This is a genomic window from Arthrobacter sp. A5, from assembly GCF_051131705.1.
GTDB lineage: Bacteria > Actinomycetota > Actinomycetes > Actinomycetales > Micrococcaceae > Arthrobacter_M.
In genome coordinates this window covers 284,338-308,290 of sequence record NZ_CP180316.1, presented here as the reverse complement: position 1 = coordinate 308,290, position 23,953 = coordinate 284,338, and the positions used below count along the sequence as shown (strand labels likewise).

At 65.2% G+C, this 23,953-nt stretch carries 25 protein-coding genes; 8 read left to right on the top strand and 17 right to left on the bottom strand.

Features of this window, described 5'->3' with window-relative positions; translation table 11 throughout:
• The first annotated feature begins 338 nt into the window (after nucleotides 1-338).
• Nucleotides 339-1,766, top strand: a complete 1,428-nt coding sequence (locus tag ACLLJI_RS01470; RefSeq protein ID WP_434617095.1) for a C40 family peptidase — start codon at nucleotides 339-341, stop codon at nucleotides 1,764-1,766.
• Nucleotides 1,767-1,910: 144 nt separating this feature from the next.
• Here ACLLJI_RS01470 and ACLLJI_RS01465 read toward each other — a convergent pair whose 3' ends face one another.
• Nucleotides 1,911-2,960 carry a universal stress protein gene (locus tag ACLLJI_RS01465; RefSeq protein ID WP_434617092.1) on the bottom strand — a complete coding sequence of 350 codons (1,050 nt, stop codon included), beginning with the start codon at nucleotides 2,958-2,960 and terminating at the stop codon, nucleotides 1,911-1,913.
• Nucleotides 2,961-3,048: 88 nt separating this feature from the next.
• Entirely contained in the window at nucleotides 3,049-3,186 is a 138-nt protein-coding gene (locus ACLLJI_RS01460; RefSeq protein ID WP_434617089.1) for a hypothetical protein, read from the bottom strand.
• A gap of 22 nt (nucleotides 3,187-3,208) precedes the next feature.
• On the opposite strand from ACLLJI_RS01460, the gene ACLLJI_RS01455 reads away from it, so the two are divergent.
• On the top strand, nucleotides 3,209-3,505 hold the full coding sequence (locus ACLLJI_RS01455; protein ID WP_434617086.1) for a D-arabinono-1,4-lactone oxidase: 297 nt from the start codon (nucleotides 3,209-3,211) through the stop codon (nucleotides 3,503-3,505).
• 3 nt (nucleotides 3,506-3,508) lie between these two features.
• Complete coding sequence (locus ACLLJI_RS01450) at nucleotides 3,509-4,096, top strand: FAD-binding protein (RefSeq protein ID WP_434617083.1); 588 nt, start codon at nucleotides 3,509-3,511, stop codon at nucleotides 4,094-4,096.
• Between the two features lie 44 nt (nucleotides 4,097-4,140).
• Here the strand turns inward: ACLLJI_RS01450 and ACLLJI_RS01445 are convergent, their stop codons facing one another.
• Entirely contained in the window at nucleotides 4,141-4,812 is a 672-nt protein-coding gene (locus ACLLJI_RS01445) for a copper resistance CopC family protein (protein WP_434617080.1), read from the bottom strand.
• A 200-nt stretch (nucleotides 4,813-5,012) separates the two neighbouring features.
• Here ACLLJI_RS01445 and ACLLJI_RS01440 point away from each other — a divergent pair, with 200 nt between their 5' ends.
• Both ACLLJI_RS01440 and hutG read left to right on the top strand, forming a co-directional pair.
• A complete protein-coding gene (locus ACLLJI_RS01440; protein ID WP_434617077.1) occupies nucleotides 5,013-6,455 on the top strand; it encodes an NCS2 family permease in 1,443 nt (480 codons plus the stop codon).
• 229 nt (nucleotides 6,456-6,684) lie between these two features.
• Entirely contained in the window at nucleotides 6,685-7,680 is a 996-nt protein-coding gene (gene hutG, locus ACLLJI_RS01435; RefSeq protein WP_434617074.1) for a formimidoylglutamase, read from the top strand.
• Between the two features lie 182 nt (nucleotides 7,681-7,862).
• Here hutG and ACLLJI_RS01430 read toward each other — a convergent pair whose 3' ends face one another.
• From ACLLJI_RS01430 to ACLLJI_RS01415, 4 genes are all read right to left on the bottom strand, one after another.
• Nucleotides 7,863-8,201: a hypothetical protein gene (locus tag ACLLJI_RS01430; protein ID WP_434617071.1), complete on the bottom strand. Its 339-nt coding sequence runs from the start codon at nucleotides 8,199-8,201 to the stop codon at nucleotides 7,863-7,865.
• 106 nt (nucleotides 8,202-8,307) lie between these two features.
• Nucleotides 8,308-9,882, bottom strand: coding sequence for a histidine ammonia-lyase (gene hutH / locus ACLLJI_RS01425; RefSeq protein ID WP_434617068.1), 1,575 nt, complete (start codon nucleotides 9,880-9,882; stop codon nucleotides 8,308-8,310).
• A 70-nt stretch (nucleotides 9,883-9,952) separates the two neighbouring features.
• Complete coding sequence (gene hutU, locus ACLLJI_RS01420; RefSeq protein ID WP_434617065.1) at nucleotides 9,953-11,662, bottom strand: urocanate hydratase; 1,710 nt, start codon at nucleotides 11,660-11,662, stop codon at nucleotides 9,953-9,955.
• Between the two features lie 157 nt (nucleotides 11,663-11,819).
• Nucleotides 11,820-12,614, bottom strand: a complete 795-nt coding sequence (locus ACLLJI_RS01415) for an IclR family transcriptional regulator (protein WP_283558779.1) — start codon at nucleotides 12,612-12,614, stop codon at nucleotides 11,820-11,822.
• Between the two features lie 267 nt (nucleotides 12,615-12,881).
• Between ACLLJI_RS01415 and ACLLJI_RS01410 the strand changes: the two genes are divergently transcribed.
• Nucleotides 12,882-14,348, top strand: a complete 1,467-nt coding sequence (locus ACLLJI_RS01410; protein WP_434617062.1) for an amino acid permease — start codon at nucleotides 12,882-12,884, stop codon at nucleotides 14,346-14,348.
• Nucleotides 14,349-14,444: 96 nt separating this feature from the next.
• Here the strand turns inward: ACLLJI_RS01410 and ACLLJI_RS01405 are convergent, their stop codons facing one another.
• The 5 genes from ACLLJI_RS01405 to ACLLJI_RS01385 all read right to left on the bottom strand — a co-directional run bounded on the left by ACLLJI_RS01405 (nucleotide 14,445) and on the right by ACLLJI_RS01385 (nucleotide 17,486).
• Nucleotides 14,445-15,308, bottom strand: coding sequence for an LssY C-terminal domain-containing protein (locus ACLLJI_RS01405; RefSeq protein ID WP_434617059.1), 864 nt, complete (start codon nucleotides 15,306-15,308; stop codon nucleotides 14,445-14,447).
• Nucleotides 15,309-15,347: 39 nt separating this feature from the next.
• Nucleotides 15,348-16,223: a spermidine synthase gene (locus ACLLJI_RS01400; protein WP_434617056.1), complete on the bottom strand. Its 876-nt coding sequence runs from the start codon at nucleotides 16,221-16,223 to the stop codon at nucleotides 15,348-15,350.
• Nucleotides 16,224-16,445: 222 nt separating this feature from the next.
• Nucleotides 16,446-16,835, bottom strand: coding sequence for an O-methyltransferase (locus tag ACLLJI_RS01395; protein ID WP_434617053.1), 390 nt, complete (start codon nucleotides 16,833-16,835; stop codon nucleotides 16,446-16,448).
• 74 nt (nucleotides 16,836-16,909) lie between these two features.
• Entirely contained in the window at nucleotides 16,910-17,281 is a 372-nt protein-coding gene (locus ACLLJI_RS01390; protein ID WP_434617050.1) for a thiamine-binding protein, read from the bottom strand.
• A 4-nt stretch (nucleotides 17,282-17,285) separates the two neighbouring features.
• Nucleotides 17,286-17,486 (bottom strand): ferredoxin, encoded by a 201-nt coding sequence (locus ACLLJI_RS01385; RefSeq protein ID WP_283558783.1) that lies wholly within the window; start codon nucleotides 17,484-17,486, stop codon nucleotides 17,286-17,288.
• A gap of 172 nt (nucleotides 17,487-17,658) precedes the next feature.
• Here ACLLJI_RS01385 and ACLLJI_RS01380 point away from each other — a divergent pair, with 172 nt between their 5' ends.
• Entirely contained in the window at nucleotides 17,659-18,144 is a 486-nt protein-coding gene (locus ACLLJI_RS01380; protein ID WP_434617047.1) for a DUF5684 domain-containing protein, read from the top strand.
• A 63-nt stretch (nucleotides 18,145-18,207) separates the two neighbouring features.
• Here ACLLJI_RS01380 and ACLLJI_RS01375 read toward each other — a convergent pair whose 3' ends face one another.
• The 5 genes from ACLLJI_RS01375 to ACLLJI_RS01355 form a co-directional block, all read right to left on the bottom strand.
• Nucleotides 18,208-18,522, bottom strand: a complete 315-nt coding sequence (locus tag ACLLJI_RS01375) for an AzlD domain-containing protein (protein ID WP_434617044.1) — start codon at nucleotides 18,520-18,522, stop codon at nucleotides 18,208-18,210.
• Nucleotides 18,519-19,298, bottom strand: coding sequence for an AzlC family ABC transporter permease (locus tag ACLLJI_RS01370; protein WP_434617041.1), 780 nt, complete (start codon nucleotides 19,296-19,298; stop codon nucleotides 18,519-18,521). Before ACLLJI_RS01370 ends, ACLLJI_RS01375 begins: the two co-directional genes overlap by 4 nt.
• Nucleotides 19,298-19,702, bottom strand: coding sequence for a DoxX family protein (locus tag ACLLJI_RS01365; RefSeq protein ID WP_434617038.1), 405 nt, complete (start codon nucleotides 19,700-19,702; stop codon nucleotides 19,298-19,300). The genes ACLLJI_RS01370 and ACLLJI_RS01365 overlap by 1 nt, the downstream gene beginning before the upstream one ends.
• Nucleotides 19,699-21,531: a glycoside hydrolase family 15 protein gene (locus ACLLJI_RS01360; protein WP_434617036.1), complete on the bottom strand. Its 1,833-nt coding sequence runs from the start codon at nucleotides 21,529-21,531 to the stop codon at nucleotides 19,699-19,701. The genes ACLLJI_RS01365 and ACLLJI_RS01360 overlap by 4 nt, the downstream gene beginning before the upstream one ends.
• Nucleotides 21,532-21,595: 64 nt before the next feature.
• Nucleotides 21,596-22,501, bottom strand: a complete 906-nt coding sequence (locus tag ACLLJI_RS01355) for a glycerophosphodiester phosphodiesterase (protein ID WP_434617033.1) — start codon at nucleotides 22,499-22,501, stop codon at nucleotides 21,596-21,598.
• A gap of 51 nt (nucleotides 22,502-22,552) precedes the next feature.
• On the opposite strand from ACLLJI_RS01355, the gene ACLLJI_RS01350 reads away from it, so the two are divergent.
• Nucleotides 22,553-23,896, top strand: coding sequence for a DUF445 domain-containing protein (locus tag ACLLJI_RS01350; protein ID WP_434617030.1), 1,344 nt, complete (start codon nucleotides 22,553-22,555; stop codon nucleotides 23,894-23,896).
• The last annotated feature ends 57 nt before the right edge of the window (nucleotides 23,897-23,953 follow it).

Genomic DNA, 23,953 nt, shown 5'->3' with positions numbered 1-23,953 from the left:
ACACGCCTACGCAAATGTGGGCAAAAAACACTTCTGTTGTTTATGTTGGTTATGTGCTCTGTGTTGCCAAAGTGATGCAGGTCAACGTAATCTCGGGATTGCTGTGTGAATGCAGCCCGGTTACCTCCTGTGGTCTCCGCCCTTAGCCCGCTTCTGTCGAAGCGTAAGCCTGCGGAGCAGCCAGGAAACACCTCCCGATCGGAAGATCGCCCGTCTGTAAGCGTCTACAGACCTGTGCATTCATGCGCCGAGCCGTAGTGAGGTTATGAATGAGTTTGGCCCCGCGATGCACCTGGAACACTCGAACGCCGTCCGCCCTGGATGCCGGCAGCGCGAAAATGCGTGTCATGGTCCGCGGCACGGCACTTGCCGCCACCTCCGTGCTGCTGGTCGGATCGTTCCTCTCCCCCGCACAGGCCGCGCAGCCCGCGGCCCCCTATGCGGCATCGCTGCCCGCCAGCCCGCAGGTCCCTTCCGCGGACGATATCGACGCGGCTAAGACCAGCGAGGATGCCACCAAGGCGGAAGTGGTCAGGATCGAGTCGCTGCTGGACGGCGCCACTAAGAATCTTCAGGACACGGTCACGGCAGCCATGGGCGCCAATGACGGCTACACAAGCGCCATGCTGATCTCCCAGGACCGGCAGGCCGCGGCGGTGTCCGCCCAAGCCCGGGCGGATGCCGCCATCAAGGCTTCGAGCAAGGCTAAGACTGAGGTTGGCCAGCTGGCCGGAGACCTCTACAAAAACGGTGGCATGACGCCGAGCGTGCAGTCCATGCTGAGCGGAGCGGCCTCGGCAGATTCTCTCTATCAGGCATCCACCCTGATGGCCTTGGGTGATTCCCGGAGCAAGACGTTCCAGAAGGCGGATTCCGCCGCGTCCACCGCCACATCACTCAAGGACCAGGCCGACGCCGCACGCAAGGCTGCCGACGACGCCACCAAAGCGGCAGAGGACGCCAAAACCGCTGCGCAGTCGGCCGCTGCCGTGCAGAAAACCGTCGTCGCCGACAACGCACAGCAGCGCACCACTCTGATGGAGCAGCTGGCCTCGCTGCACAACACCACAGTGGCTTTGGAAGATGCCAGGATCACTGCCCTGGAGAAGCAAAAGGACGACGCCCGACTGGCGACCATAGTCGCGGCCTCCGCGAACCAGCCGGCCCCGGCAGCGCCGTCAGCCGTAGCAGCGCCGAACGGCAGCAATCAGGGCTCCAGTAGCGCCGCGGCAGCCAACCCGGTCCCCGCCGTCAACAACCCGGCGCCGTCTCCCGCCAATCCGGCGCCGCCCGTCGTCGCACAGCCCGCTCCGGCGCCCGCACCGGCACCGGCACCCGCACCGGCACCCGCGCCCGCACCGGCACCCGCGCCCGCCCCTGCGCCGCCCAGTGGCGTCGGTACCCAGGGAATGATCAACTACGCCATGTCGAAAGTCGGCGGCCCCTATGTCTGGGGCGGAAACGGCCCCGTGGGCTTCGACTGCTCCGGCCTAGTGCAGCAGGCCTTCGCGTCGGTAGGCGTAAGGGTCGCCAGGGAGGGATCCGACCAGTTCCTCAATGCTCCGGTCAAGGTGCCGCTCTCGCAGATGCGCCCGGGCGATCTCCTGGTCTTCAATCAGGGGTCCAACGGCCGCTTCTCCCATATCGCCATCTACATCGGCAACAACCAAGTGGTTCAGGCCCTGAACGAACAGGATGGCATCACCGTCACGAATCTGTCCTGGATGTCCGGCATGTCCCTTTACCCCTACGCCGGCCGGTACTGAGCGGCCAGCTACTGACCAGACAGATCAAACGGCCCCGTCAGGTGCGGGACATCTGCCCCTTAGACACCGCGTTCGCCAGCTGGCTGTTATGACTCGGTGGTGGGTCGGTCGTGGTATGCCAGGATATCGTCGCGCCCGGAAGTATCAGCCCTTGAAGACGGGGCCGAAGTCGGCGCGGTCCGCGAGGCGCGGATCGCCTCCTTTGTCCCGCACCACCATGACCGGGCCCTTCGCATGATGCAGCACACCATCCGTCGTCGAGCCCAGCAGCATGCCGGCAAAGCCGCCGCGCCCCCGGGTGCCGAGCACCACCAGTTCGGATGACTTAGTCTCGCGGATCAATACCTCGACCGGTGGCCCCTCCACGAGCTCGGTTTCAATCAAGAGTCCAGGGAAATGGCTCGCCAGCCAGCGTTTGCCCGCCGCCAACTGTTCGTTGATATCACGGAAAACCGCGTCCCGGTCCAGCGGCGCGGGAACCCAGGACAGCGAGCCATTGAACGGCGGAATCGCGCAGACCACGCGCAACGTCCGGTCTGCGCGCCGGGCCTGCTCGGCGGCCCGCAGTACGGCCAGACGGGCCCGGTCGGAGCCGTCGACCCCAACCGTCACGACATCGAGGACCTCCGCACTGCGGGCGTTAATGTTAATACTGTCGGACTTGCCATGCCGACCGGAAGCCTGTTCTACCGGTTCCCCCAATCGCCCTGCACAGCTGAGCGGGACGGTCACCGTGGGGCACTTGGAATGCGCCGGCAAAGCGCTGCTGACCGAGCCCAGCAACCGTCCTACGAAGCCGCCTTTGCCGCGCGAACCGAAAACCAGCAGCTCCGCCGTCTCGGACATTTCGCGCAGGACACCTGCCGCGTCGCCGTTTTCAACGCGGGCGTCCAGCTCAATGTTGTAGTCGGCCACTTTGGCCGCCGCCTGCTGGAGGACGGCCTCGGCACCCTGACGGATAACGTCGTCGTCGACTGTGGCATAACCGCCGTCCAGCCCGGAAGCGGCGAAGATCGGAACGGAATAGGCCGTCACCAAATGCAACGGACGACGGCGGCGCTGCGCCTCACGTGCGGCCCAGATCAATGCGCAATTTCCCTGCTCCGAACCGTCAAGACCGACCACAATTCCGGTCGGCGCCGTCACCAGATCGGCGTGGTTATCGGCCCCGTTGCTGCCCGTCGTCTCATCCACGGCGTTGCTCCCTCGATAGCCTCTAATATTTGGCATGACAGCCTGGCCCCATTGTCCAAGTCACCTAAGTGCGACTATTGCCGGTTCCTCAGTTGCCGTCAAGTTTGCTGAGTACGGCGGAAGCCGACGACGGCGGCACTGCCAGCGACGGCGGAAGCCGACGACGGCGGCACTGCCGGCGCCGGCGGAAGCCGACGACGGCGGCACTGCCGGAACGAACGCGCAAGATATTGCGTTCACCAGCCCTTATGGACTGCCCCTTTAGGCGTTTCCGTTGCCAGGAAAATTTGGCCGATTTCGGGGGACGGGCACATCCGGGGCCGCGGAATTCTCAGGACCAGACAATGTTCGGGGGACTCTTTCCAGAGTTTAAAAAGTTCTGTAGTGTTCGAGAAAATGCGGATCCTCTTGGCGTCGTTGGTGACGCCTGGGTGGGCCGCGTTCGGCCCGCATTTCAGACCGGCAATTCGTCCTGCTGCGTACAAGCAGCTTGGCAGCGGCTTAACTGTCGGCCCTGTGCTCAAAACAGTTCGAGGAGGAAGTGACCCATGACGAGTGCGCCCAGGGGACCTGCCACGGAATCCACCACAACGGTGGTCATCGGCTCGGGTTTCTCCGGGCTGGCCGTCGCCAGCGAATTGAGCAGGCAGGGCGTCGATGCCATTGTGGTGGACGGGCTCGATCTCCTCGACGGGGGAGTGTCCGGACGCCGCGCCGAGCCGACGGACCCCGGTGCGCTGAGCGAGCGCAGCGACATTCTGCGACTGCTGCGCCACTACGCCAGTACGCACCATCTGGATGTGCGCAGCTCAACCCGCGCCGTTGAGCTCAGCCTGACCGCGGCCGGGACAGGCCAGCAGCGGAAATGGGTGATTCACACCGCGGACGGTCTCCTCCTGGCGGACAACATTGTGCTCACACGGTGCGCACAAAACCAGCTCCGGCGGATCCTGCTGTCGCTGGGCATCAAGATTGGCCGGGACGTTCTCACTGCCATGCGCGCACTCGGACTGTACTGGGTGGGCGCCGGTGATCTGATCGCACCCACGACCAGGGAAATCCTGCGTCAGGCAAAGCTGGTCAGCCAGGCGATATCCGCCCGGAGCAGCACCGCTCCGCTGCCCGGACCGGCATGAAGACCGGGTCGAACCCCGCTCGGGGACAAGCCAGGCCGGCCTGCTTAGTCCTCTTTATCCAGCCGCCGCTTCGCCGTTATTGCCAGTCCGGCCACCAGACCCACCAGCACCACAATCATGCCGATCACGGCCCAAGGAATCCCGTCAGCCGAGGGCGCCGCGGGGGCGGCGGCCGGCGCCGCGGAGTCCGTTACCGGCGTGATGGGGACCTGCGTCCCAGCCGCGGCAGCAGCGGAATTTCCCTCGGCAGCGGTTGCCGTAAACGATGACGTTCCTTCGATCGCGTGGCCGTCGGACGACACTATCCGCCATAGAACGGTGAATTTTCCGGCCGGCGCCCCCGGTTTAAGCTGCTGCGTCACCTTCCCGTCGAGCACATCGACGGGGCCCTCAGCCCAGTCATTCCCGGCGGCGTCCTTAACCTCGATGGCCGAACCGAGCGCGCCGGGTGTGTTGTCCAGCGTAATCGTGATCCGTGCCGGAACAGTAGCTACCGTAGAACCGTCCCCCGGACTCGTGGATTCCACCGCGTCATGCGCGGACGCCGCGCTCGCTGAACCGAACAGCCCGAGCAGGAGAACGACGGTGGCCAGTACGGCAGTGACGAGTCCGCGCCGAGAGCGTCCGCGCCTATGGGAACGCTCAGAACCGGCCCGTCTTTGGGAGGTCTTGCAGGTGTCCGGCCCGATGATCGACCGTTGGGTAACTCTGGTCATGACGAAGCTCTCCGTTAGCGGGGAATTTCCCCCCACGCTACGCCAACGTACCTGTCCGGAGCCAAGTTCCCCAGCTCCGGCACCCGTGCGGATCCTCACCGGCTCCCCGAGCGGAACGAATCCGCGCACGGAGAGCACCCGCACAACGCACTATTGTGAAGAGTCAGATAGTTTCTTTGCCTAGTGCTGGAGGGCATTCCATGGCGTCTCAAGGCTCCGCTCTTGACCGTTATTTTTACATCACCAAACGTGGATCCAATGTTTCCCGGGAGATCCGCGGCGGTTTCGCCACCTTCTTCGCCATGAGCTACATCGTTGTACTGAACCCCTTGATCCTTTCGGCGGCGGATTCTTCCGGCAATGCCCTCGGACTGGAACGGGTCGCTGCGGTGACCGCCTTCGTTGCAGGTATTCTGACGATCCTGATGGGTGCGTGGGCGAAGCACCCCTTCGCTTTGGCAACCGGCCTCGGCGTCAACGCGTTCGTTGCCATCACGGTCGCCACGCACCGCGGTCTGACCTGGCCGGACATGATGGGTCTGGTGATGCTCTCTGGCATCACCATGTTTATTCTGGTCGTGACCGGCTTTCGGAAGGCCGTTTTCAAGGCAGTTCCCGAAGGCTTGAAGATCGCGATCGTGGTTGGCATCGGGATGTTCATCGCACTGATCGGACTGGTGAATGCGGGCTTCGTCCGGCGTATTCCCGATGCTGCCGGTACCACCGTTCCCGTCGGACTTGGCTTTGACGGGAAGCTCCTGGGCTGGCCCACACTCGTCTTTATCTTCGGCCTGGTCCTGACCATCGCCCTGGTCGTGCGCAAGGTCAAGGGTGCCATCCTGATCGGCATCATTGCCGCCACGATCCTGGCCAACATCCTCGAACTCACACTTCACATCGGTCCCAGCTTTGATGGGAAAACCTCAAATCCTTCAGGTTGGTCGCTGGTGGCTCCGCAGCTCAGCCCGTGGTCGCTCCCGGATCTGAGCCTGATCGGCAAATTCGATCTCTTCGGTTCCTTCGCCCATTTGGGTGCGCTCGCCGCCATTCTGTTGGCGTTCGTCATCCTGCTCAGCATCTTCTTCGACGCCATGGGAACGGTGGTCGGTCTGGCGGGGGAAGCCGGAACCATCGAAAAGGACGGCACCATCCCGGATTTGGACCGCGTGCTGATGGTCGACGCGTTCGGCGCCGTCGCCGGCGGCGGTTCGTCGGTGTCCTCCAGCCAGATCTATGTGGAGTCCGGCGCCGGTATCGGCGAGGGTGCACGCACCGGTTTGGCGAGCATCGTGACCGGGCTGCTGTTCCTGGTCGCCATGTTCGTCACGCCGCTTATCAAGCTGGTCCCCTTCGAGGCAGTGGCACCGGCCCTCGTCGTCGTCGGCTTCATTATGGTCTCCCAGGTGGGCAAGATCGACTGGTCGGACTGGGGCATCGCCATCCCCGCCTTCCTGACATTCATTCTGATGCCGTTCACGTACTCGATCGCCAACGGACTGGGTGCGGGGTTCATCGCGTACGTGCTGATCCGCACCGTTCAGGGCCGGGTGAAGGACATCCATCCGCTGATGTGGGCGGTGGCGGCGGCGTTTGTGCTCTTCTTCGGTATCGGACCCGTCGAGCAGCTCTTCGGCGTGAGCTGACCACAACCGCACCCGCGTCACCCGCGTCACCCGCGTCCCCCGCCGCACCCGCGTCACCCGCGACCCCTATCATCGAAATCGCATTTGCTGCCATGTTTGTGTGAAACATGGGCGCCAGATGCGTCATCACTCCAAAAATATGGGGGCAGACCGGCTGCGGTCCGGGATTCCGGACGGGTGTTGCCGCGGCGCGGTGGCTTAACGGTCCGGTATGAGGTGAGGTGGAAGGATGGATTTCCCTGCTTTGATCATTGATACTCCCCCGCAGACGTGGACCGGGCGCGACGACGGCGACGGCGCTGAGCACCGCCGCTGGTGGCAGTCCGTCACGCCCGTCCCAAGCGCGCAGACCGAGCCGTCCGGAATCAACCGTGCGACGCCGGCTTCCCATCCGTCGCACGATGCACGCCCGGTGGTGCTGCTGGGCTTTCGCAGTGAGGAGGGGGTGCACCGCAATCAGGGGCGGGTGGGCGCTGCGGCCGCTCCGGGGGAAATCCGCGCCGCTTTGGGTTCCCTTGCATTCCATGCCGACCGCCGTGTGCACGACGCCGGCGATGTCGTTGTCGCCGGCTCCGCACTGGAAGCCGGCCAGGAGCGCGCAGGCGCTGCGGTGACTGCCCTGCTGGATGCCGGCGCGTTCACCCTGGTCCTGGGTGGTGGCCACGAAACCGCCTTCGCGAGCTATCTCGGAGTCGCCGCCACGGCACGGGTCCGCGGCGGCGCGCGGCTGGGCATACTCAATCTGGACGCACACTTCGATCTGCGCGATGAGCCCGTCCCGAGCTCCGGCACGCCGTTCCTGCAGATGGCCCACGCCGAAGCCGCCAACGGACGCAGCCTCAACTACGCCGTCGTTGGCATCAGCGAACCGAACAATACCCGGGCACTCTTCCACACTGCGGACCGTCTGGACGTGAAATACCTGCCGGACGAGGACTGCACGGCGGAACGCACCCGGGAATTTGTCGAATCCTTCCTGGCCACGGTGGACGTGCTGTACCTGACCATCGATCTGGACGTGCTCCCGGCCTCGGTCGCCCCGGGCGTCAGCGCACCGGCTGCGTACGGCGTTCCGCTGGCGGTCATTGCCGCCGTCTGCCGCCAGGTTGCCGCGAGCGGCAAGCTGTTCCACGCCGACGTGGCCGAGCTGAACCCGGAGTTCGACATAGACCAGCGCACCGCCAAGGTGGCGGCACGGTTGGTCACCACGCTGATGGCGGGCTGAGAGCCGTTGCCGAGGCCCACGCAGTTAGAGAGCCCTGCTGACGTCGCCGCCGTCGGCCGTGCCAACCGCCCTTACGCTGGCCCGAGTACCTGGTAGCCAAGCTGGGCGTTGTAGCCGTGGATTTCACGGGTGCCCGGGCAGCCTACCTTTGAGCCGGTCCCCGCGGCAGGCCGTAGTTTCGGTCATCCCCGCCGCCCGAAATAAGGGCGCCTTAAAGGTCGCTGCATCCGGCGCACGCGGACGCCGTCGTCGGCCACGAACAGCAGGCGGTCTGAGGAGCCAAAGGGCCCGATCCAGAGGACGTTCCCGCTGAGCGAAACATCGTCGACATAGCCGGCGCAGACCACCTTGGCACCCCTGACGATTTCAACGCTTTCACCGATCACCAAGCAGGCCCAGCTCTTTAACTTCGCCCCTGCCATCGAGGGCTCCTTCGAGGCTTCCGCTCCCGGCGGGATCAGCGTGGTGCAGTCCGCCGCGGCCACGCGATCCTGCCGGGTGGCATCAGTTGGATCTGTCATGAGGCAACTCCTTCGTTGCGGGCACGATGATGGCGGGCCGCCGCACTCCGCCGTCAGTAGCGGCAGAGCGCGGCGTCGGGTCAGGCCGCTGCTTTCGGTCCGGGTGTTAGTTGAGCGGGCCGACAACGGACTCCGCGGCGGCGCGGATGGCACCCGCAGCGACCAACCGGTCTGCTTCCTCCAGCTCAGGGGAGAGGAACCGGTCGGCGCCGGGGCCGGCCACGCTCCCCCGCAGTACCGCAAGCACCGCGGCGGCGGCCGGTCCCGGCTGCAGCGGGGCGCGCATATCGATGGCCCTCGCCGCCGTCACCAGCTCGATGGCCAGGACGCGGCGCAGGTTCTCCACGGAACGGCGCAGCTTGCGGGCCGCGTGCCAGCCCATCGACACATGGTCTTCCTGCATTGCCGAGCTCGGAATGGAGTCGACCGAGGCCGGGACTGCCAGCCGTTTGCTGTCCGAAACCAGGCCCGCCTGCGTGTACTGGGCGATCATCAAGCCGGAATCAACGCCCGGGTCGCCGGCCAGGAACGCGGGCAAACCGTGCGAGCGGGCCGGATCCAGCATCCGGTCCGTGCGGCGCTCTGCAATCGAGGCGACATCCGCGGCAACGATGGCCAGGAAGTCCAAAACGTAGGCCACGGGTGCGCCATGGAAGTTACCATTGGAGCTCACACGCCCGTCCGGCAGCACTACGGGATTGTCGATGGTGGCGGCAAGCTCACGCGTGGCCACCAGGTAGGCATGGTCCACGGTGTCCCGGGCGGCACCGGCGACCTGGGGTGCGCAGCGCAGCGAGTAGGCGTCCTGGACCCTGCTGTCCCCGACACGGTGCGAGGCAACAATCGCCGAGCCGGAGAGGACGCGGAACATATTGTCCGCGCTCGCCGCCTGCCCCGGATGCGGGCGAAGGGCCGCATGCAGCTCCGGCAGGAACACCTGGTCCGTCCCCAGCAGGCCCTCCACCGACAGCGCCGCGGTGATGTCCGCCGTCGCCAGCAGTTCACGCAGGTCCGCGATGGCCATCAGCAGCATGCCCAGCATGCCGTCCGTGCCGTTGACCAGCGCCAGGCCCTCCTTCTCGGCCAGCACCACCGGCTCAATCCCGGCCCCGGCCAACAGGTCCGAGACCGGTCGCCCGGAGCCGCCGAAGAGCGTCCCGTCCGGTCCGGTTGCCTCGCCCTCGCCCATCAGCACCAGCGCGCAATGCGAGAGCGGGGCCAGGTCTCCCGAGCAGCCCAGTGAGCCGAACTCGCGGACCACAGGGGTGATCCCAGCGTTCAGCACGTCCACCATGGTCTGCACCACGACCGGACGGATGCCGGTGCGGCCGGAGGCGAGCGTCTTGGCGCGCAGGAACATCAGCGCCCGGACCACCTCACGCTCCACCGCCGGCCCCATGCCCGCCGAGTGACTGCGAATCAGCGATTTCTGCAGCTGGGTCCGCATATCCGCCGGAATGTGCCGGTTGGCAAGTGCGCCAAAGCCGGTGGAGATGCCGTAGGCCGGAACATCCGAGTGCGCCAGCCGATCGATGTGGGCGCGGACCTTGGCAACGGTGTCCAACGCTTCCTGTGTGATGGTCACCTTGGCATCGTGGCGGGCGACGGCGATAACGTCTTCCAGCGTGACGCCGGCACCGGAGAGCAGCACTTCGCGGGTTTCGAGAACTTCTGTCGTCATGATTACTTACCTTCTGCGTTGTGTGGTGGTTCCGCCGATCGAGCGAGCACCAGGTGCTCCCTCGACGGGGTTATTTGCCTTCGGACATCGGGATGCGGACGCCGCGCTCTTGGGCCACCTCGATGGCACGGTCGTAGCCGGCGTCGGCGTGCCGGATCACGCCCATGCCCGGATCGTTAGTCAACAAGCGTTCCAGTTTCTGCCCGGCCAGTTCGGTGCCGTCGGCGACGGAGACCTGGCCGGCGTGGATGGACCGGCCGATTCCCACGCCGCCGCCGTGATGGATGGAGACCCAGGTGGCTCCGGACGCGGTGTTGAGAAGTGCATTCAGCAGCGGCCAGTCGGCAATGGCATCCGAGCCGTCCGCCATCGCTTCGGTTTCGCGGTAGGGGGAGGCCACGGACCCGGAATCCAGATGGTCACGGCCGATCACGATGGGTGCCTTGACCTTGCCATCGGCCACCAGTTTGTTGAACAGCACGCCGGCCTTGGCCCGCTCGCCGTAACCAAGCCAGCAGATGCGGGCCGGCAAACCTTCGAATTCCACATGCTTCTGCGCAGCATCGAGCCAGCGGTGCAGATGGGCATTGTCCGGGAAGAGCTCTTTGAGCGCCTCGTCGGTGACGCGGATGTCCTCCGGATCGCCGGACAGGGCCACCCAGCGGAACGGCCCCATACCCTCGCAAAAGAGCGGGCGGATGTAGGCGGGTACGAACCCGGGGAATTCGAACGCCCGGTTGTAGCCGCCCTTGCGCGCCTCGTCGCGGATCGAGTTGCCGTAGTCAAAGACCTCGGCGCCGGCATCCTGGAATTCCACCATCGCCTGCACCTGGTTGGCCATCGAGGTCTGCGCCTTCTTGGTGAATCCGTCCGGATCCGCCTCAGCTTCGCGCTGCCATTCGTCCATCGCGATGCCCTCGGGGAGGTAGCTCAGCGGGTCGTGCGCACTGGTCTGGTCCGTGACAATGTCCACGGTGAATTCGCCGGCCTTGTGGCGGCGCAGAAGTTCCGGGAACACCTCGGCGGCGTTGCCGACATAGCCGACCGACAGCGGCCGCTTCTCCGCCTTCGCGGCGAGCACCTTGGCGACGGCGGCATCCAAGTCCGTTTCGACGTCGTCCAGGTAGCGCTTGCCGGCACGACGGCGCAGGCGCGTCTCGTCGACGTCGACAATCAGGCAGGCGCCACCGTTGAGGGTGACGGCCAGCGGCTGGGCGCCGCCCATACCACCGCAGCCGCCGGTCAAGGTCAGCGTGCCGGCGAGGGTGCCTCCCTGGGCTGCGAACTTCTTGGCGCCAATGGCGGCGAAGGTTTCGTAGGTACCCTGCAGAATGCCCTGTGTGCCGATGTAGATCCAGGAGCCCGCGGTCATCTGGCCGTACATCATCAGGCCCTCGGCCTCGAGGCGGCGGAATTCCGGCCAGTTCGCCCAGTCGCCGACCAGATTCGAGTTGGCCAGCAGGACGCGGGGCGCCCACTCGTTGGTGCGGAAGACACCCACCGGCTTACCGGACTGGATCAGGAGCGTCTCATCCTTTTCCAGCGTGGTGAGGGTGCGCGTGATCGCGTCGAAGGCGTCCCAGCTGCGGACGGCGCGGCCGGTGCCACCGTAGACCACCAGATCATCAGGGCGCTCCGCAACCTCCGGATCCAGGTTGTTCATCAGCATGCGCAACGGAGCTTCCGTCTGCCAGCTCTTCGCCGTCAGCTCGGTGCCGCGGGCGGCCCTCACCGGACGGGCGCCCTTGGAAAAATCGACGCCTCTGCGATCCTGTGCCATCTCGACTCCTAAAACTGTGGTGGGGGAAGAAAAAGTCTTATGTATCAATCAAACAACGTGAGGAGGCGCACACCAAGGAAGTTTCCACGGGAGTCGTCCGGTATCCCAGACTCCAGACCCGCCGTGCAAGGGATGCTCCATTCAGGCCCCCAGCCGGTCAGACTGAGGGGCGGCCGTGGATCCGGTGCGAGAGATCGTCCGCCACCTTCTGCACCCGCCGGGCCAACTCCGGCCACCGGTCGGCCGGGACCTTCTCCTCCAAAAAGGTCACGGCCACGGCCGCCGTCGGCCAGCCGACGTGGTCCGTGACGGCGGCGGCCACGGACCCGAACCCGGCAGTGACCTCTCCGTTTTCGGTGGCGTAGCCGCGCTGCCGCACCTGATCCAGGTGGGACTGCAGCGCCGAATACTTCAAAATCGGGGAATCTGTTTCGGTGCGGCTGCTGAAAGCGGCCGCATTCGGATACAGCGCCCGCACCTGGGACTTCGGCAGAGCGGCCAAAATGGCCCTGCCGCTCGCGGTCAGGTGGCTCGGCAGCCGGACCCCAACATCGGTCACCAGCGAGGGCCGGTTCTTAGCCCGTTCCTCCACGACGTACAGCACATCACGCCCGTGCAGGACGGCCAGGTGCGCACTCTCACCGATCACGTCAACCAGGGACGCCAGCATTGGACGTCCCAGCCGGGACAATGGCTCCTGGCGGGAATACGCGCTGCTGAGCTCAAAGGCACTGATGCCCAGGCCGTAGCGTTGCTCCTCATGCAGATGGAGCACAAAACCGCTTTGTTCCATCACACCGAGCAGGTGATAGACACTGGAGCGCGGCAGATCCAGGGCGGTGGCGATGGTGGATGCCGCCAGCGGCCCGCGCTTGGAGGCCAGAAGTTTCAGAATCCGCAGGGTGTTTTCGGCCGCCGGAACCTTGGATGCCGCTTTGGCTGTGCCGCTCATGAAGTCCTCACTGTGGAAAAGCCTTAACGTGAAAAGTGAAGCCGAAGGGGGCCGGCTGTCCGGGATACCGTACCCAAGCCTCCCCCGCCCGGTGCGTCCCATCACAACAATGGAACCATTGGAGCGTCTGGAATACCAGATACCGGGCACAAACAGTCCCCCTCGACGCGCGTCTCTAATCACAGACACCGATGCCCCGTGAGGGTGATCACAGTGTCATCGTCCGTGGTGAGCTGGGTAACGGCACATTTTCCACAGATGTTAGGTATGCAGATGCAAGCAGCTACTTCCACGCTGAGCAGGGGGCTCAACGTCCGCCATATTAAGTTCATGGCCTTGGGCTCCGCCATCGGCACCGGCCTGTTCTACGGCTCGGCCTCCGCGATCCAGAAGGCCGGTCCGGCAGTTCTCCTGGCGTACATCATCGGCGGGGCCGCGGTCTTCATTGTCATGCGCGCGCTGGGTGAAATGGCCGTCCGGCACCCCGTCTCCGGGTCCTTCGGCCAGTACGCGAGCCGGTACCTGGGTCCGTTCGCCGGCTTCATCACCGGCTGGACTTACGTTTTTGAGATGGCCATCGTTGCCTTGGCCGATGTGACCGCGTTCAGCATCTACATGGGATTCTGGTTTCCGGATGTTCCCCGCTGGATCTGGGTCCTCGCGATTATTTTCGTCCTCGCTGCCCTGAACCTGCTCAGCGTGAAGGTCTTCGGTGAACTCGAGTTCTGGTTCTCACTGATCAAGGTCGTGGCGATCATCGCCATGATAGCCGGCGGCGTGGCCATCATCGTTTTCGGATTCCACTCCGGCAGCGGCACCTCGGACGCGGAAGCGGCCCACGCCGGACTCGGAAACCTCGTCAATCACGGCGGTCTGTTCCCGAACGGCTTCGGCGGTCTGATGGCCGCGTTCGCCGTCGTCATGTTTGCCTTTGGCGGCATCGAAACCATCGGCATTACCGCCGGCGAGGCCAAGGATCCGCAAAAGGTCATCCCCAAGGCCGTCAATACGGTTCCGGTCCGAGTCCTGTTGTTCTACGTCCTGACGCTCGGCGTCTTGATGTGCCTCTTCCCTTGGGACCAGGTGGGCTCCCAGGGCAGTCCGTTCGTGCAGATATTCAGGGGGCTCGGTATTCCGGCGGCTCCCAGCATTCTCAACGCCGTGGTCATCACGGCGGCGCTCTCCGCCGTCAACAGCGATATCTTCGGCGCCGGCCGCATCCTCTTCGGTCTGGCCCAGCAGGGGCACGCGCCCGCGGCGTTCGGAAAAGTCTCCCGGCATGGCGTCCCGTGGCTGACGGTGATAATGATGACTGCCATTCTGCTGGTAGGTGTGATTCTTAACGCCGTGATCCCGGAGAATGTCTTCCTCATCATTGCCTCGATTGCCACGTTCGCCACGGTGTGGGTCTGGGTCATGATTCTGGCCTCGCATGTCGCCATGAAACGTGAGATCGCCCGCGAGTCGCTGGCGCCGTCGGCCTTCCCCGTGCCGCTCTGGCCGGCAGCGTCCGCCGCCACCATCGCGTTTATGGCCGTGGTGATCGTCATTCTGGGCGTATTTGAGGACACCAGGGTGGCACTGTATGTGGGCGGGGCATGGTTGGTTCTGCTCGGCGTCGCCTACAAGCTGTGGGTCAAGGGCCGGGGCCTGGAGAGAGCAGAGCTGGTTGACGAAACCGCGCCTCTGCCGGTGGCCGTTGAACGGGAGAAAGTGACGACGACGACGGCGTAGCGGGGAGCCCCATGGAACCTCACCTTTAAGGACGTCCGGGCCGGCGTCCCGGGGGGCGCGACACGATGTGGTACTTGTCGCACAGTCCGTGACCGTTCAGGTGGCGCCCGACGGCGCTCCCACATAGACAATCGGCAGATCTCCATCGGTCTCGATGGCATCGCCACCGCCGTTGCGGCTGTGATAGCCGGTGGAGAAGTGGCGCACGGTGTAGACCATGGCGTTAACGCTCCGCAGCGCGGCGACCACACGATCGCGTTCCTGATCGGTGTTCTCGGCTATTTTGTGGGTGATTTGAAAGGTAAACAAGGAAAGGCCCACCTTCCTGTCGAATGTCGCTGCCCCGACCAGATTAACGTCGAAGCCGCCGGGCAGTTTCCAGCCCGGCGGACACGACCAGAACCGCACATGGTGGCGCTGGGAGGGGCTCCCGTGCACCTCCTGTTCGAACGCCAGCGTCTGTTTAAGTCCAAAAACGAAAAGCGGGCTGACCGGTGCGGAGGCATAGCTGCGGCGCAGCAGCGACGCCCGGATGATGTGCCAGCTGCTCCCGAGGGTGACCGGGTCCGCCTCCGTCCAGCCTGCCGCAAGCATGGCGGCCTGCAGTTCCTCCGGCGCGCCGATTACCGCCAGGTTGACCGGGTCACCGAGCAGCCCGTCAACAGTCCGGGTCCTGCCGATGAAATAGTCCGGGACATAGATCCGGGCGAGGATCCGGTTCAGCCGTGGTAGCAGGATGTAGGAGGCCAGCACCCAGATGGCCAGGAAACCCCAAAGCTGCCGGCCGCCGTCGTCGATCTCTGCGAGCAGGAGCCAGTAAATGGCCCAGCCGACAAACAGCGTGCTGACGAAGGCAAAGACGCGTTGGAGCCAGAGAACCGCGGTGCTGGCCGCCCGCCGGTACCAGCGCAGTTCAGCGCCTCCCGGACTTGGAGTTTGGGGAGTCCGCCGGCTGTCCATGGTCCCATTATGGCCGGGAACGGTGCAGCAGATGCCGGATCAGGGGGCAGATTTGTCCGTCAGTACCTGTGCCGTTCGCCCGAAGCTGCGCACCTGGGAGTCGTTCCACAGGTGGGCCGGTACTGCGCCGGCCAGCAACTCCCGGGGCAGCGTCGGACTCTGGCCCAGCGGCGAGTCGCTGCCGGCAATGATGATATTGCCGTAGCGCCGGCCCTTCAGCATGGCCGGATCAGCAATGGCCGCCGTGTGCTGGAACGCACCGCTGATGGTCGCCGCCTCGCGGCGCGCCAGGGTCAATGCCGGGGCATCCCCGCAGTTGACGACGTATACCCCCCCGGGGGCCAGAACCCGTCGGACCTGGCCGATGAACTCCGCGGTGGTGAGCGGTTTCGGCGTGAATGCACCGGCGAAGACATCCCGGATGATTAGGTCGCGACTCGCGTCCGCCAGCGATTCGGTGACCAGCCGCGCCTCACCGACCCGGATTTTCAACAGCGGCGCACGAGGCAGATCGAACCAGCTGCGTACATATTCCGCCAGTTTCGCATCGATTTCCACCACGACGTTGCGTGATTCCGGATACACGGCCACCAGATAACGTGCCATGGAGCAGGCGGCCCCGCCCAGATGCAGCGCGCGGAGTTTGTCCCTGGATCCCCCGGAGGGGACCGGCCAGCGGCTTTGAACCAGGGCCATGATCCAGCGCATATATTCAAAATCCAGCCGCAACGGATCCGCCAGATCCACGTGTGAGCTCTGCACGCCGTTGAGTTTGAGCAGCCAGCCGTTGGGGTTGTCGCCGTCCGGGATCAGCTCGGCCCGTCCGGTATCGATCTCATAGGTCCCCGCGGCCGGTCCCCCGGAGCCACCGGACGGCGACTCAACGCCAGCCTTGGGCGTCCGTTGCCTCCCCATCAGCGCTGTCCTCCGGCTGCGTTGGCGCCCGTTGCGGGGGCGCGGCCGGGTTCAGTGGTCATCAGGAAAGGTTAGCCGATTTCACCGCGAGATCGGATACGGCGAGTAACGGGGGTAATAGCGAAGCCGTCCCAGCCCTTGGATCCAGCCGTCTGGATCGCCGTTCCCTCCAGCGCCGGGCTGGCTCCGAAGAATTCCAGAGAAGCCCGGATGGCGGCCGCGTCAGGATCCGTTTCCGGGTGCCAGCGCCGGGCCCACCCGAATGCTCACCTTGTGTGCTGCGCCGGCGCGTTCAATGTTCCGGCGGGCGACGGCGGCGTGCCCGGGTGAGTATTCACAGGTCACCAGCTGCCCGTCCTCGGGGATCCCGCGGGCCAGCCAGATGGTACTGAAACCGGCCAAAGTACCGATCTCCAGCACCCGCCGCGCACCGCTGAACCGCGCCAGCAGCATCAGGAGTTTGCCTGCCGTCGGCGCCACCTCGATCGGAGGCATCCCGGCCCGGCGCGCGGTGCTGACGGCCTGGTCCAGCGCATCGTCCCCTTTCACCAGCGTCCCGGACAGAAAGTCCTCCACCTGGAGCCAGCCGTCTTGAGCCTGATGGTCAACCATGGCCACAGCTTAGCCGGCATCTGAGGTGCTGAACATGGAGGTCCTCCGCGGGTCAGTGCCCTGCTTTGCGCACCTCAGATGTTCTTGAGTGCCCGTTCCAAACGGTCCACCTTGCCGGTCAGTTCGCCGCTGTGTCCCGGACGGATATCGGCCTTCAGCACCAACGAGACCCTGCTGCCGAACGCCCCGACGGCCTCCGTCGCGCGCTTAATGACCTCCATCACCTCGTCCCAGTCGCCTTCGATGGTGGTGAACATGGAATCGGTGTGATTGGGGAGGCCGGATTCCCTGACCACCTTCACGGCGGCTGCTACGGCACTGTGGACGGACCCGTCGTCGGCCGTGCCCTCAGTATCGGGCACGGGGCCGGCCGAACTGCCGGTGAGGACAGTCGGCGCGCCGTGCATTGGCGTTCCCGACGGGGCTACGGAGAAGGCAACAAGCATCGTTTCAGTCCTCTTCCGCCCACTCGATGGCCTGCGCCGGGCACAGGAAAATGGCCTTGTCGACGTTGCCGCGCTGCTCTTCCGGTGGCTCGTCCGTCTTCAACATGACCCGGCCATCCTCGGGATCCTGATCAAACACCAGAGGCGCGGCGATGATGCAGTTGCCGCTACTGACGCAGCTGTAGGGCTCAATTTCAATTTTCATCGGTTGTCTCCTCCAAAACAGGACTCCGGCGGGCTGCAAGCACGCCCCTGTCACTCCCCATTTTCCCCCATCGCACCAAACCAGTCTACGGAGCCGGCCTGGAACGCATCCTTCGTTATCCCCGGCGGCCATCCATTGAGGACATGCGGAGAGCTCGCGTAGGGTCATACCCATGCATCCCTTCCCGCCGGCCATGGCTGTGGCCAGGACGAGCAATGGTTCCGATTTCGCCGCCATGATGGGCGTGCTTTTGCTGGTCCTCATGCTCGAGTTGGTCGTCTTCCTCGTGTTCTACGCCGCCTACGGAATTGCCTGGCTGGGCGTGTTCCGGAAGGCCGGCTATCCCGGCTGGGTCGGCTTTGTGCCGTTCTACAACACCTGGGTGCTAGCCAAAATCGGCGGCCGCAGGGAGTCCGATTTCTGGCTGACGCTCATCCCGTTTGCCGGCATTTACTGGCAGGTACTGATCCTCAACAACGTCTCCAAATCCTTCGGCAAGGACAGCGCCTTCACCGTGGGTCTGGTCTTCCTGCCGTGGGTCTTTGCCGGCATACTGTCCTTCGGCGATGCGCGCTACCTGGGTCCGTCCTACCTCGATCCCCGGATGCTCGCTTACGGGGACTACCCGCAGCCGTATGGGCAGAACCCGCCGCCGTAACGGCAACCCGGCTATTGACCGGAGCCCGTGGCACAACTGAACCTGGAGCCCGCGGCCAGCACTTCAGGCCCAGCCGAGGAGGCGCAGACCCGCCGCGGCGCCGGCTCCGACCAGCACCACCACCAGAAACGGCGCCTTGAACCGGAGGGCGACGGCGGCGGCCAGCAGCGCGCCCAAGCGCGCGTCGGTCACGAGGTGCTGGCCGCCGACCGCGGTGTTCAGCACCGTCAGCGCAGCCAGCAGTCCAATGGTCAGGGTGCCCGCAACCCGTGACATCCGCGGATTGGCCAGCAGCACCTTAGCGGGCACCAGATATCCGAGCAGCTTCGTTCCGAAGGCCAGTGCCGCCGAGAGCAGGATCCATGGCCACAGATTCATGATGCGCCTTCCGCTGCGCCGTCGTCGTGGCCGCGTCCGAACCGTTCGGCTTTCCCGTGTGCCGCGGCGTCGTGGGCGTACGGTTCCACGTCGGGTTCCATGCCGTCGTGCTCGTGCCCGTGCCGGAACCAGCCGATCAGTCCGGCCACGACTGCGGCGACCAGAATGGGTATGCCAGGAGGAACAAACGGCGCGGTCAGCAAGGTAGCGACGGCACAGACGCCGGCTATCACCGCGGGCTGGCGTGCTTTGATACGTGGCCAGAGCAGGCCCAGAAATGCGGCGACGGCGGCCCCGTCCAGGCCCCAGTGCTTCGGGTCACCCAGGGCGTCACCGACCAATGCGCCGCCGGCGGTGAAGACGTTCCAGAGGACAAACACGCCAATTCCGGCGACCCAGAATCCGCGGCGCTGCTCCAGCAGGTCGGTTTGTCCGGTGCCGGTCGCCGCGGATTCGTCGATGGTCAGCTGAGCTGCGGCAATTTTGAGCATGCCGCGCGGGCGCAGCAGCGCGTTAAGCTGCATGCCGTACACACCGTTACGGATCCCCAGCAGCGCCGCGGCGCTCATGGCCGCAACGCCGCTGCCGCCCCCGCTGAGCACACCGATGAAGGCAAACTGTGACCCTCCGCTGAACAGCAACAGGCTCAGCGCCATCGTCTGCCAGAAGTCCAGCCCCGACGTCACGGACAACGCCCCGAAGGAGATGCCGTACAGCCCGGTAGCGATACTGATGGACACGCCAACGCGGACAGCAGGCGATTTCAGAAAGGTCATCAGGCCCGGCGCAGCCGCCACGCCCACAGTATCAGGGGCACTTGAAGCGGCAACCGGACCGAATGGATCAGCCTCGCGCGCGGCGTTCCTCCCAATCCGAAGGCGCGCTGCAGAGCGGTGATGTGACCGGCGGTGAAGGCGCCGAACATCACCGCGGTGGCCGTCGCGGCAACCTTGCGCGTCGCCGGGATCAGGAGCCCGACGGCGGCGGCCGCTTCCGGTATCGCGCTCAGCGCCACCCATTCGTCCCGGCTCATCACGCCGCAACGGCTACCGGCATCCGTGCACAGCGCCGGCGGGACCACTGCGTAAAAAAATCCCGGATTGCGCAGGTGTGTCACGGTGCTGGCCCCCAGCACCGCCGCGAGTCCCAGGACCGGGTAGTTGATCCGAACCGTTTTCACCCCCGCGCTCCGTGCCCGGCCGAGACCAGGCTCAGCCGGTCCACACCGTGCAGGGCGTCGGCCGCGCGGACCAGTGCCAGATGCGAGAAAGCCTGCGGGAAGTTGCCCGCCATCCGGCCTTCGGAGACCGCGTACTCCTCGCTGAGGAGCCCGAGCTCGTTGGACAGGCCCACCAGGGCGTCCATCAGCCTGCCGGCATCGTCAACCCGCCCACTGCGCGCATACTGCTCCACCAGCCAGAAGGAGCACGCCAGGAAGGGGTGTTCCCCGGGTTCCAGTCCGTCCACCCCGGTGTCCGTGCGGTAGCGCAGCAGCAGCGCGTCGGGGGCGGACGCATCAAGCAGCTCCTGCTCAAGGCGCACCACCGTGCCCAACATTTTGTCGTCGTCGTACGCCAGAAAGCCCACTTGCGGAATGCACAGCAGGGAGGCATCGGTATGCGTGCCCCCGTACGTCTGCGTGAACGTGTTAAGCTCCGCGTTGAAACCGTGGGTAAGGATTTCTTCCCGCAGCCGGTCACGCAGTTCCTTCCAGCGCTTTACCGGCCCGGTCATGCCATGGTCAAGGACTGCCCGGACGGCGGAATCGAAGGCCGCCCACATCATCACGCGGGAATGCGTGAAATATTTCGGCTCTCCCCGCATCTCCCAGATGCCGTTGTCTTTCCTCTCAAGGTGCTTCTCCGCAAAGCCGAGCAGGGCGCGCTGCAGGGGCCAGGAAAAGTGGTCCTCGGCACCGCCGGCCAGCCGCAGCTTCTCCAACGCCACCATCACCTCGCCCACAACGTCGGCCTGATACTGCCTCACGGCGCCGTTGCCGATCCGCACCGGCGCGGAATCTTCATAGCCCGGCAGGTGCGGCAGTTCCATTTCGGTCAGGTCCCGCTCACCGGAAAGTCCGTACATGATCTGCAGGTCCTCCGGATCCCCCGCCACCGCGCGCAGCAACCAGTTCCGCCAGTGCATGGCCTCGTCCGCGTACCCGTGGGTCAGCATCGCCTGCAGTGTCAGCGCGGCGTCGCGCAGCCAGCAGAACCGGTAATCCCAGTTGCGTGCGCCGCCGAAATTCTCGGGCAGCGAGGTGGTGGGAGCGGCGACAATGCCGCCCGTGTCCTCGTGTGTCAGCGCCCGCAGCACCAGTAGCGACCGTTTCACGGCAGGGGCGTACGCGCCATCCAGGGTGCATGCTGCCGCCCATTCGGACCAATACCTGAGGGTTTCAGCGAGCGCCACGTCCACCTCAATGCCGGAGGGAACCTGCCGGTGCGAGGGATACCAAGTCAGCTCCAGATCCACGGTCTGCCCTGCGGCAACGATGAATTCCCCGCTGTGCTTGTGGTCTGCGGCCACCGGCAGCACGTCCCCGCGCAGCACCAATGCGTCCGGCCCGGCTACCGCGAGCAGCACCTGGTTGCCTTCCGCATCGGGCATCCGGCTCATCCACGGGAGCACCGTGCCGTAACCGAAACGGATCTTGATTTCCTGGTGCATCCGCACACTGCCGCTGAGTCCTTCCACACGGCGGACCAGCGAGGCGCGCCTGTCGCCGACCGGCATGAACTCGGTGACGCGGACGCTGCCGCCGTCCGCGTGCCAGTCGGTCTGCAGCACAAAGGTGCCGTCAACGTAGCCGCGGCGCACCACGACGGCGTCCGCTGCCAAGGGCGCCAACAGCCAGCGGCCATTCTCTTCCGTACCCACCAAGGCGCCGAAGAGCGAGGGGGAATCAAAACGCGGGAAGCAGAGCCAGTCAACGCTGCCGGTGCGGGAGACCAGCGGTCCGGTGTGCAGATCCGAAAGTAACGCGTAATCCTCGATGCGTGATGCCATGAATCCATGCAATCACATCCGGCAGACGTTTCCCTCCCGGGCCGGTCCAGGCGGTCGGGTCAGATCAGGGGCCGGACAGGACGGCGCGCGCCTGTGCCGGCGCGTTAGTGGTGATCTCCTCAATGCCCAGTCCGGCACAGAACCGGACGTCGTCGGGTTCGTCCACGGTCCAGACGCGGAACCTGGTCCCCGCGTCGGACCAGCGCCCGATCCGGTCCGCGTGGTCACGCACGTAGGCCAGCCCGGGCCCAGCGATCCCTGCCACGCCGTCGTCGAGCAGCCGTTCTCCCTCGGCGAGCGCCGCCTGCGCAAACGCCTGTGCATCAATGCCCGGATCTGCGGCGGCAACCGCATCGACGTCGGCATCCGCAATACCGGCAATCAGCTGGCACAAATGGCGCGCCGGGACCGCCCCGGCCAGATATTCCATGGCCCGGGGATTGAAGCTCATGAACGAGAGCAAAATGTTTCCGGCCGTGGACGGCCCGGGCAGCCAGCCCCGCAGCCGCAGCACTTCCAGGGTCCTATCCACCAGCTTCGCCGGACACTGCGCCGTGCCTGAATATTTGAACTCCACAGCGAGCCCTATGTCCCTCCCGGCGCCGCGGAGGATATCCAGCAGCTCCCCGAACGTGAGCAGCTGATCGCTGGCCCCCCCATACCCGGCCGGAATACGTGCGCCCTTCCAGGAGCAGAAATCAAGCGAGCGCAGCTCCGCGAGCGTCCATTGCGCTACCGGGCCGGACCCGTTGGACGTGCGGTCCAATGTGCGGTCGTGCAGCAGCACGAGCTCGCCGTCCGACGTCAGCTGCAGATCGCACTCAACTCCATCGGCGCCGTCGGCAATTGCCTGCAGATACGCGGCCCGGGTATGCTCGGCGAAACGGGCGCTTGAGCCGCGGTGCGCGTAGATCAGTGGCGTCATGGCACCACGGTATTCCATCGCTGTTGTTTCATGCCTGCCGTTCATCCTGCCTTCCGGGCAGCAAGGGCGGTAACCGGCAGCTTAACCTACGCTTAGATGATGGCGCTCACCGATCAGTCCCAACCCGCAGGGTCCAATTCCGCGCATGTTCCGCCGGAGAATGGCACCGGTCCCGCCGTCGCGCGTCGGCCCGCTGCCGGCACCGATGCCGAAAAGGCCGCTGCGCTGCGCCGAATGAAGACCCTGGCGCTCTCGCTGCTGATCCTGATGGCCGTCATCTTCACCGTGTCCTTTGCCCTGCAGCGGCAGTACCCGTGGCTGGAATACGTGCGGGCGGCCAGCGAGGGTGGCATGGTCGGTGCGCTGGCGGACTGGTTCGCGGTGACGGCCCTGTTCAAATACCCGATGGGCATCAAAATCCCGCACACCGCGATCATTCCCAACCGCAAGGACGCCATCGGCGCCAGTCTGGGCGACTTTGTGGAGACAAATTTCCTTGCTGAAACGGTGGTGCAGGAAAAACTGGCGGGCATGGGGATCGCACAGAAGGTCGGTGCCTGGCTGTCCAAACCGGCCAGCGCCGAGCGGATCGCGACCGAGGGCTCGGCCGCCATCCGCGGAGCGATGAAGATCCTCAAGGACGAGGACGTTCGTGACGTGATCGAATCGATGGTCCGCAAGCATCTGGTGGATCCGCCATGGGGGCCGCCTGTGGGCCGGATGGCGGAACGGATTTTCGACGACGGCCACCACCACCAGCTCGTCGATCTGCTGGTGGACACCGCCTCGGACTGGGTGGACCACAACCACGAGGTCATCAGTTCACTGGTGTCGGACCGCTCCCCCGTTTGGGTGCCGACGTTCGTGGACGGACTGGTCGGGGACAAGGTCTACACGGAGCTGTACAAGTTTGTGCGCGCCGTGCAGACGAATCCACAGCACCAGGTCAGGCTGCAGCTGGACATGTATCTGAAGAATCTCGCCCAGGACCTCCAATATGATCCGGCCATGATTGCCCGGGCGGATGCCATCAAGGAACAGATCCTGGATGATCCGCGGGTCCGTGAGCTCGCCGGTCGGACCTGGGAGACCGTCAAGACCGCACTGCTGACCGCGGTTGATGACCCGCAGAGCGAGCTGCGGATCAAGTTCACGGCGGCGGTCCGTGATTTCGGCACGCGCCTGGTGGAGGATCCGGAACTGGCCGGCAAGATCAATGCCTGGATCAGCGATGCAGCGTCGTACCTTGTGAAGACTTACCGGCATGAGATCGCCTCCGTCATCACCGACACCGTGGAACGATGGGACGCGGTGGAAACCTCGCAGAAGATAGAGCTTCAGGTGGGAAAGGATCTGCAGTTCATCCGGATCAACGGCACCGTTGTCGGAGCGCTGGCCGGGCTCGTCATCTTCGCTGTTGCGACGCTGATCTTCCGGTAGCCGACGTTCCGCGCCGGAGCGGCGCCGGTCGCCCAGCAATCCGGGCGGTCAGGTCCC

Coding starts and splice junctions, on each gene's coding strand:
- ACLLJI_RS01470 (WP_434617095.1), top strand. CDS start 339: ATGCGTGTCATGGTCCGCGGCACGGCACTTGCCGCCACCTCCGTGCTG.
- ACLLJI_RS01455 (WP_434617086.1), top strand. CDS start 3,209: ATGGACTGCCCCTTTAGGCGTTTCCGTTGCCAGGAAAATTTGGCCGAT.
- ACLLJI_RS01450 (WP_434617083.1), top strand. CDS start 3,509: ATGACGAGTGCGCCCAGGGGACCTGCCACGGAATCCACCACAACGGTG.
- ACLLJI_RS01445 (WP_434617080.1), bottom strand. CDS start 4,812: ATGACCAGAGTTACCCAACGGTCGATCATCGGGCCGGACACCTGCAAG.
- ACLLJI_RS01440 (WP_434617077.1), top strand. CDS start 5,013: ATGGCGTCTCAAGGCTCCGCTCTTGACCGTTATTTTTACATCACCAAA.
- hutG (WP_434617074.1), top strand. CDS start 6,685: ATGGATTTCCCTGCTTTGATCATTGATACTCCCCCGCAGACGTGGACC.
- ACLLJI_RS01430 (WP_434617071.1), bottom strand. CDS start 8,201: ATGACAGATCCAACTGATGCCACCCGGCAGGATCGCGTGGCCGCGGCG.
- hutH (WP_434617068.1), bottom strand. CDS start 9,882: ATGACGACAGAAGTTCTCGAAACCCGCGAAGTGCTGCTCTCCGGTGCC.
- hutU (WP_434617065.1), bottom strand. CDS start 11,662: ATGGCACAGGATCGCAGAGGCGTCGATTTTTCCAAGGGCGCCCGTCCG.
- ACLLJI_RS01415 (WP_283558779.1), bottom strand. CDS start 12,614: ATGAGCGGCACAGCCAAAGCGGCATCCAAGGTTCCGGCGGCCGAAAAC.
- ACLLJI_RS01410 (WP_434617062.1), top strand. CDS start 12,882: ATGCAGATGCAAGCAGCTACTTCCACGCTGAGCAGGGGGCTCAACGTC.
- ACLLJI_RS01405 (WP_434617059.1), bottom strand. CDS start 15,308: ATGGACAGCCGGCGGACTCCCCAAACTCCAAGTCCGGGAGGCGCTGAA.
- ACLLJI_RS01400 (WP_434617056.1), bottom strand. CDS start 16,223: ATGGGGAGGCAACGGACGCCCAAGGCTGGCGTTGAGTCGCCGTCCGGT.
- ACLLJI_RS01395 (WP_434617053.1), bottom strand. CDS start 16,835: ATGGTTGACCATCAGGCTCAAGACGGCTGGCTCCAGGTGGAGGACTTT.
- ACLLJI_RS01390 (WP_434617050.1), bottom strand. CDS start 17,281: ATGCTTGTTGCCTTCTCCGTAGCCCCGTCGGGAACGCCAATGCACGGC.
- ACLLJI_RS01385 (WP_283558783.1), bottom strand. CDS start 17,486: ATGAAAATTGAAATTGAGCCCTACAGCTGCGTCAGTAGCGGCAACTGC.
- ACLLJI_RS01380 (WP_434617047.1), top strand. CDS start 17,659: ATGCATCCCTTCCCGCCGGCCATGGCTGTGGCCAGGACGAGCAATGGT.
- ACLLJI_RS01375 (WP_434617044.1), bottom strand. CDS start 18,522: ATGAATCTGTGGCCATGGATCCTGCTCTCGGCGGCACTGGCCTTCGGA.
- ACLLJI_RS01370 (WP_434617041.1), bottom strand. CDS start 19,298: ATGACCTTTCTGAAATCGCCTGCTGTCCGCGTTGGCGTGTCCATCAGT.
- ACLLJI_RS01360 (WP_434617036.1), bottom strand. CDS start 21,531: ATGGCATCACGCATCGAGGATTACGCGTTACTTTCGGATCTGCACACC.
- ACLLJI_RS01355 (WP_434617033.1), bottom strand. CDS start 22,501: ATGAACGGCAGGCATGAAACAACAGCGATGGAATACCGTGGTGCCATG.
- ACLLJI_RS01350 (WP_434617030.1), top strand. CDS start 22,553: ATGATGGCGCTCACCGATCAGTCCCAACCCGCAGGGTCCAATTCCGCG.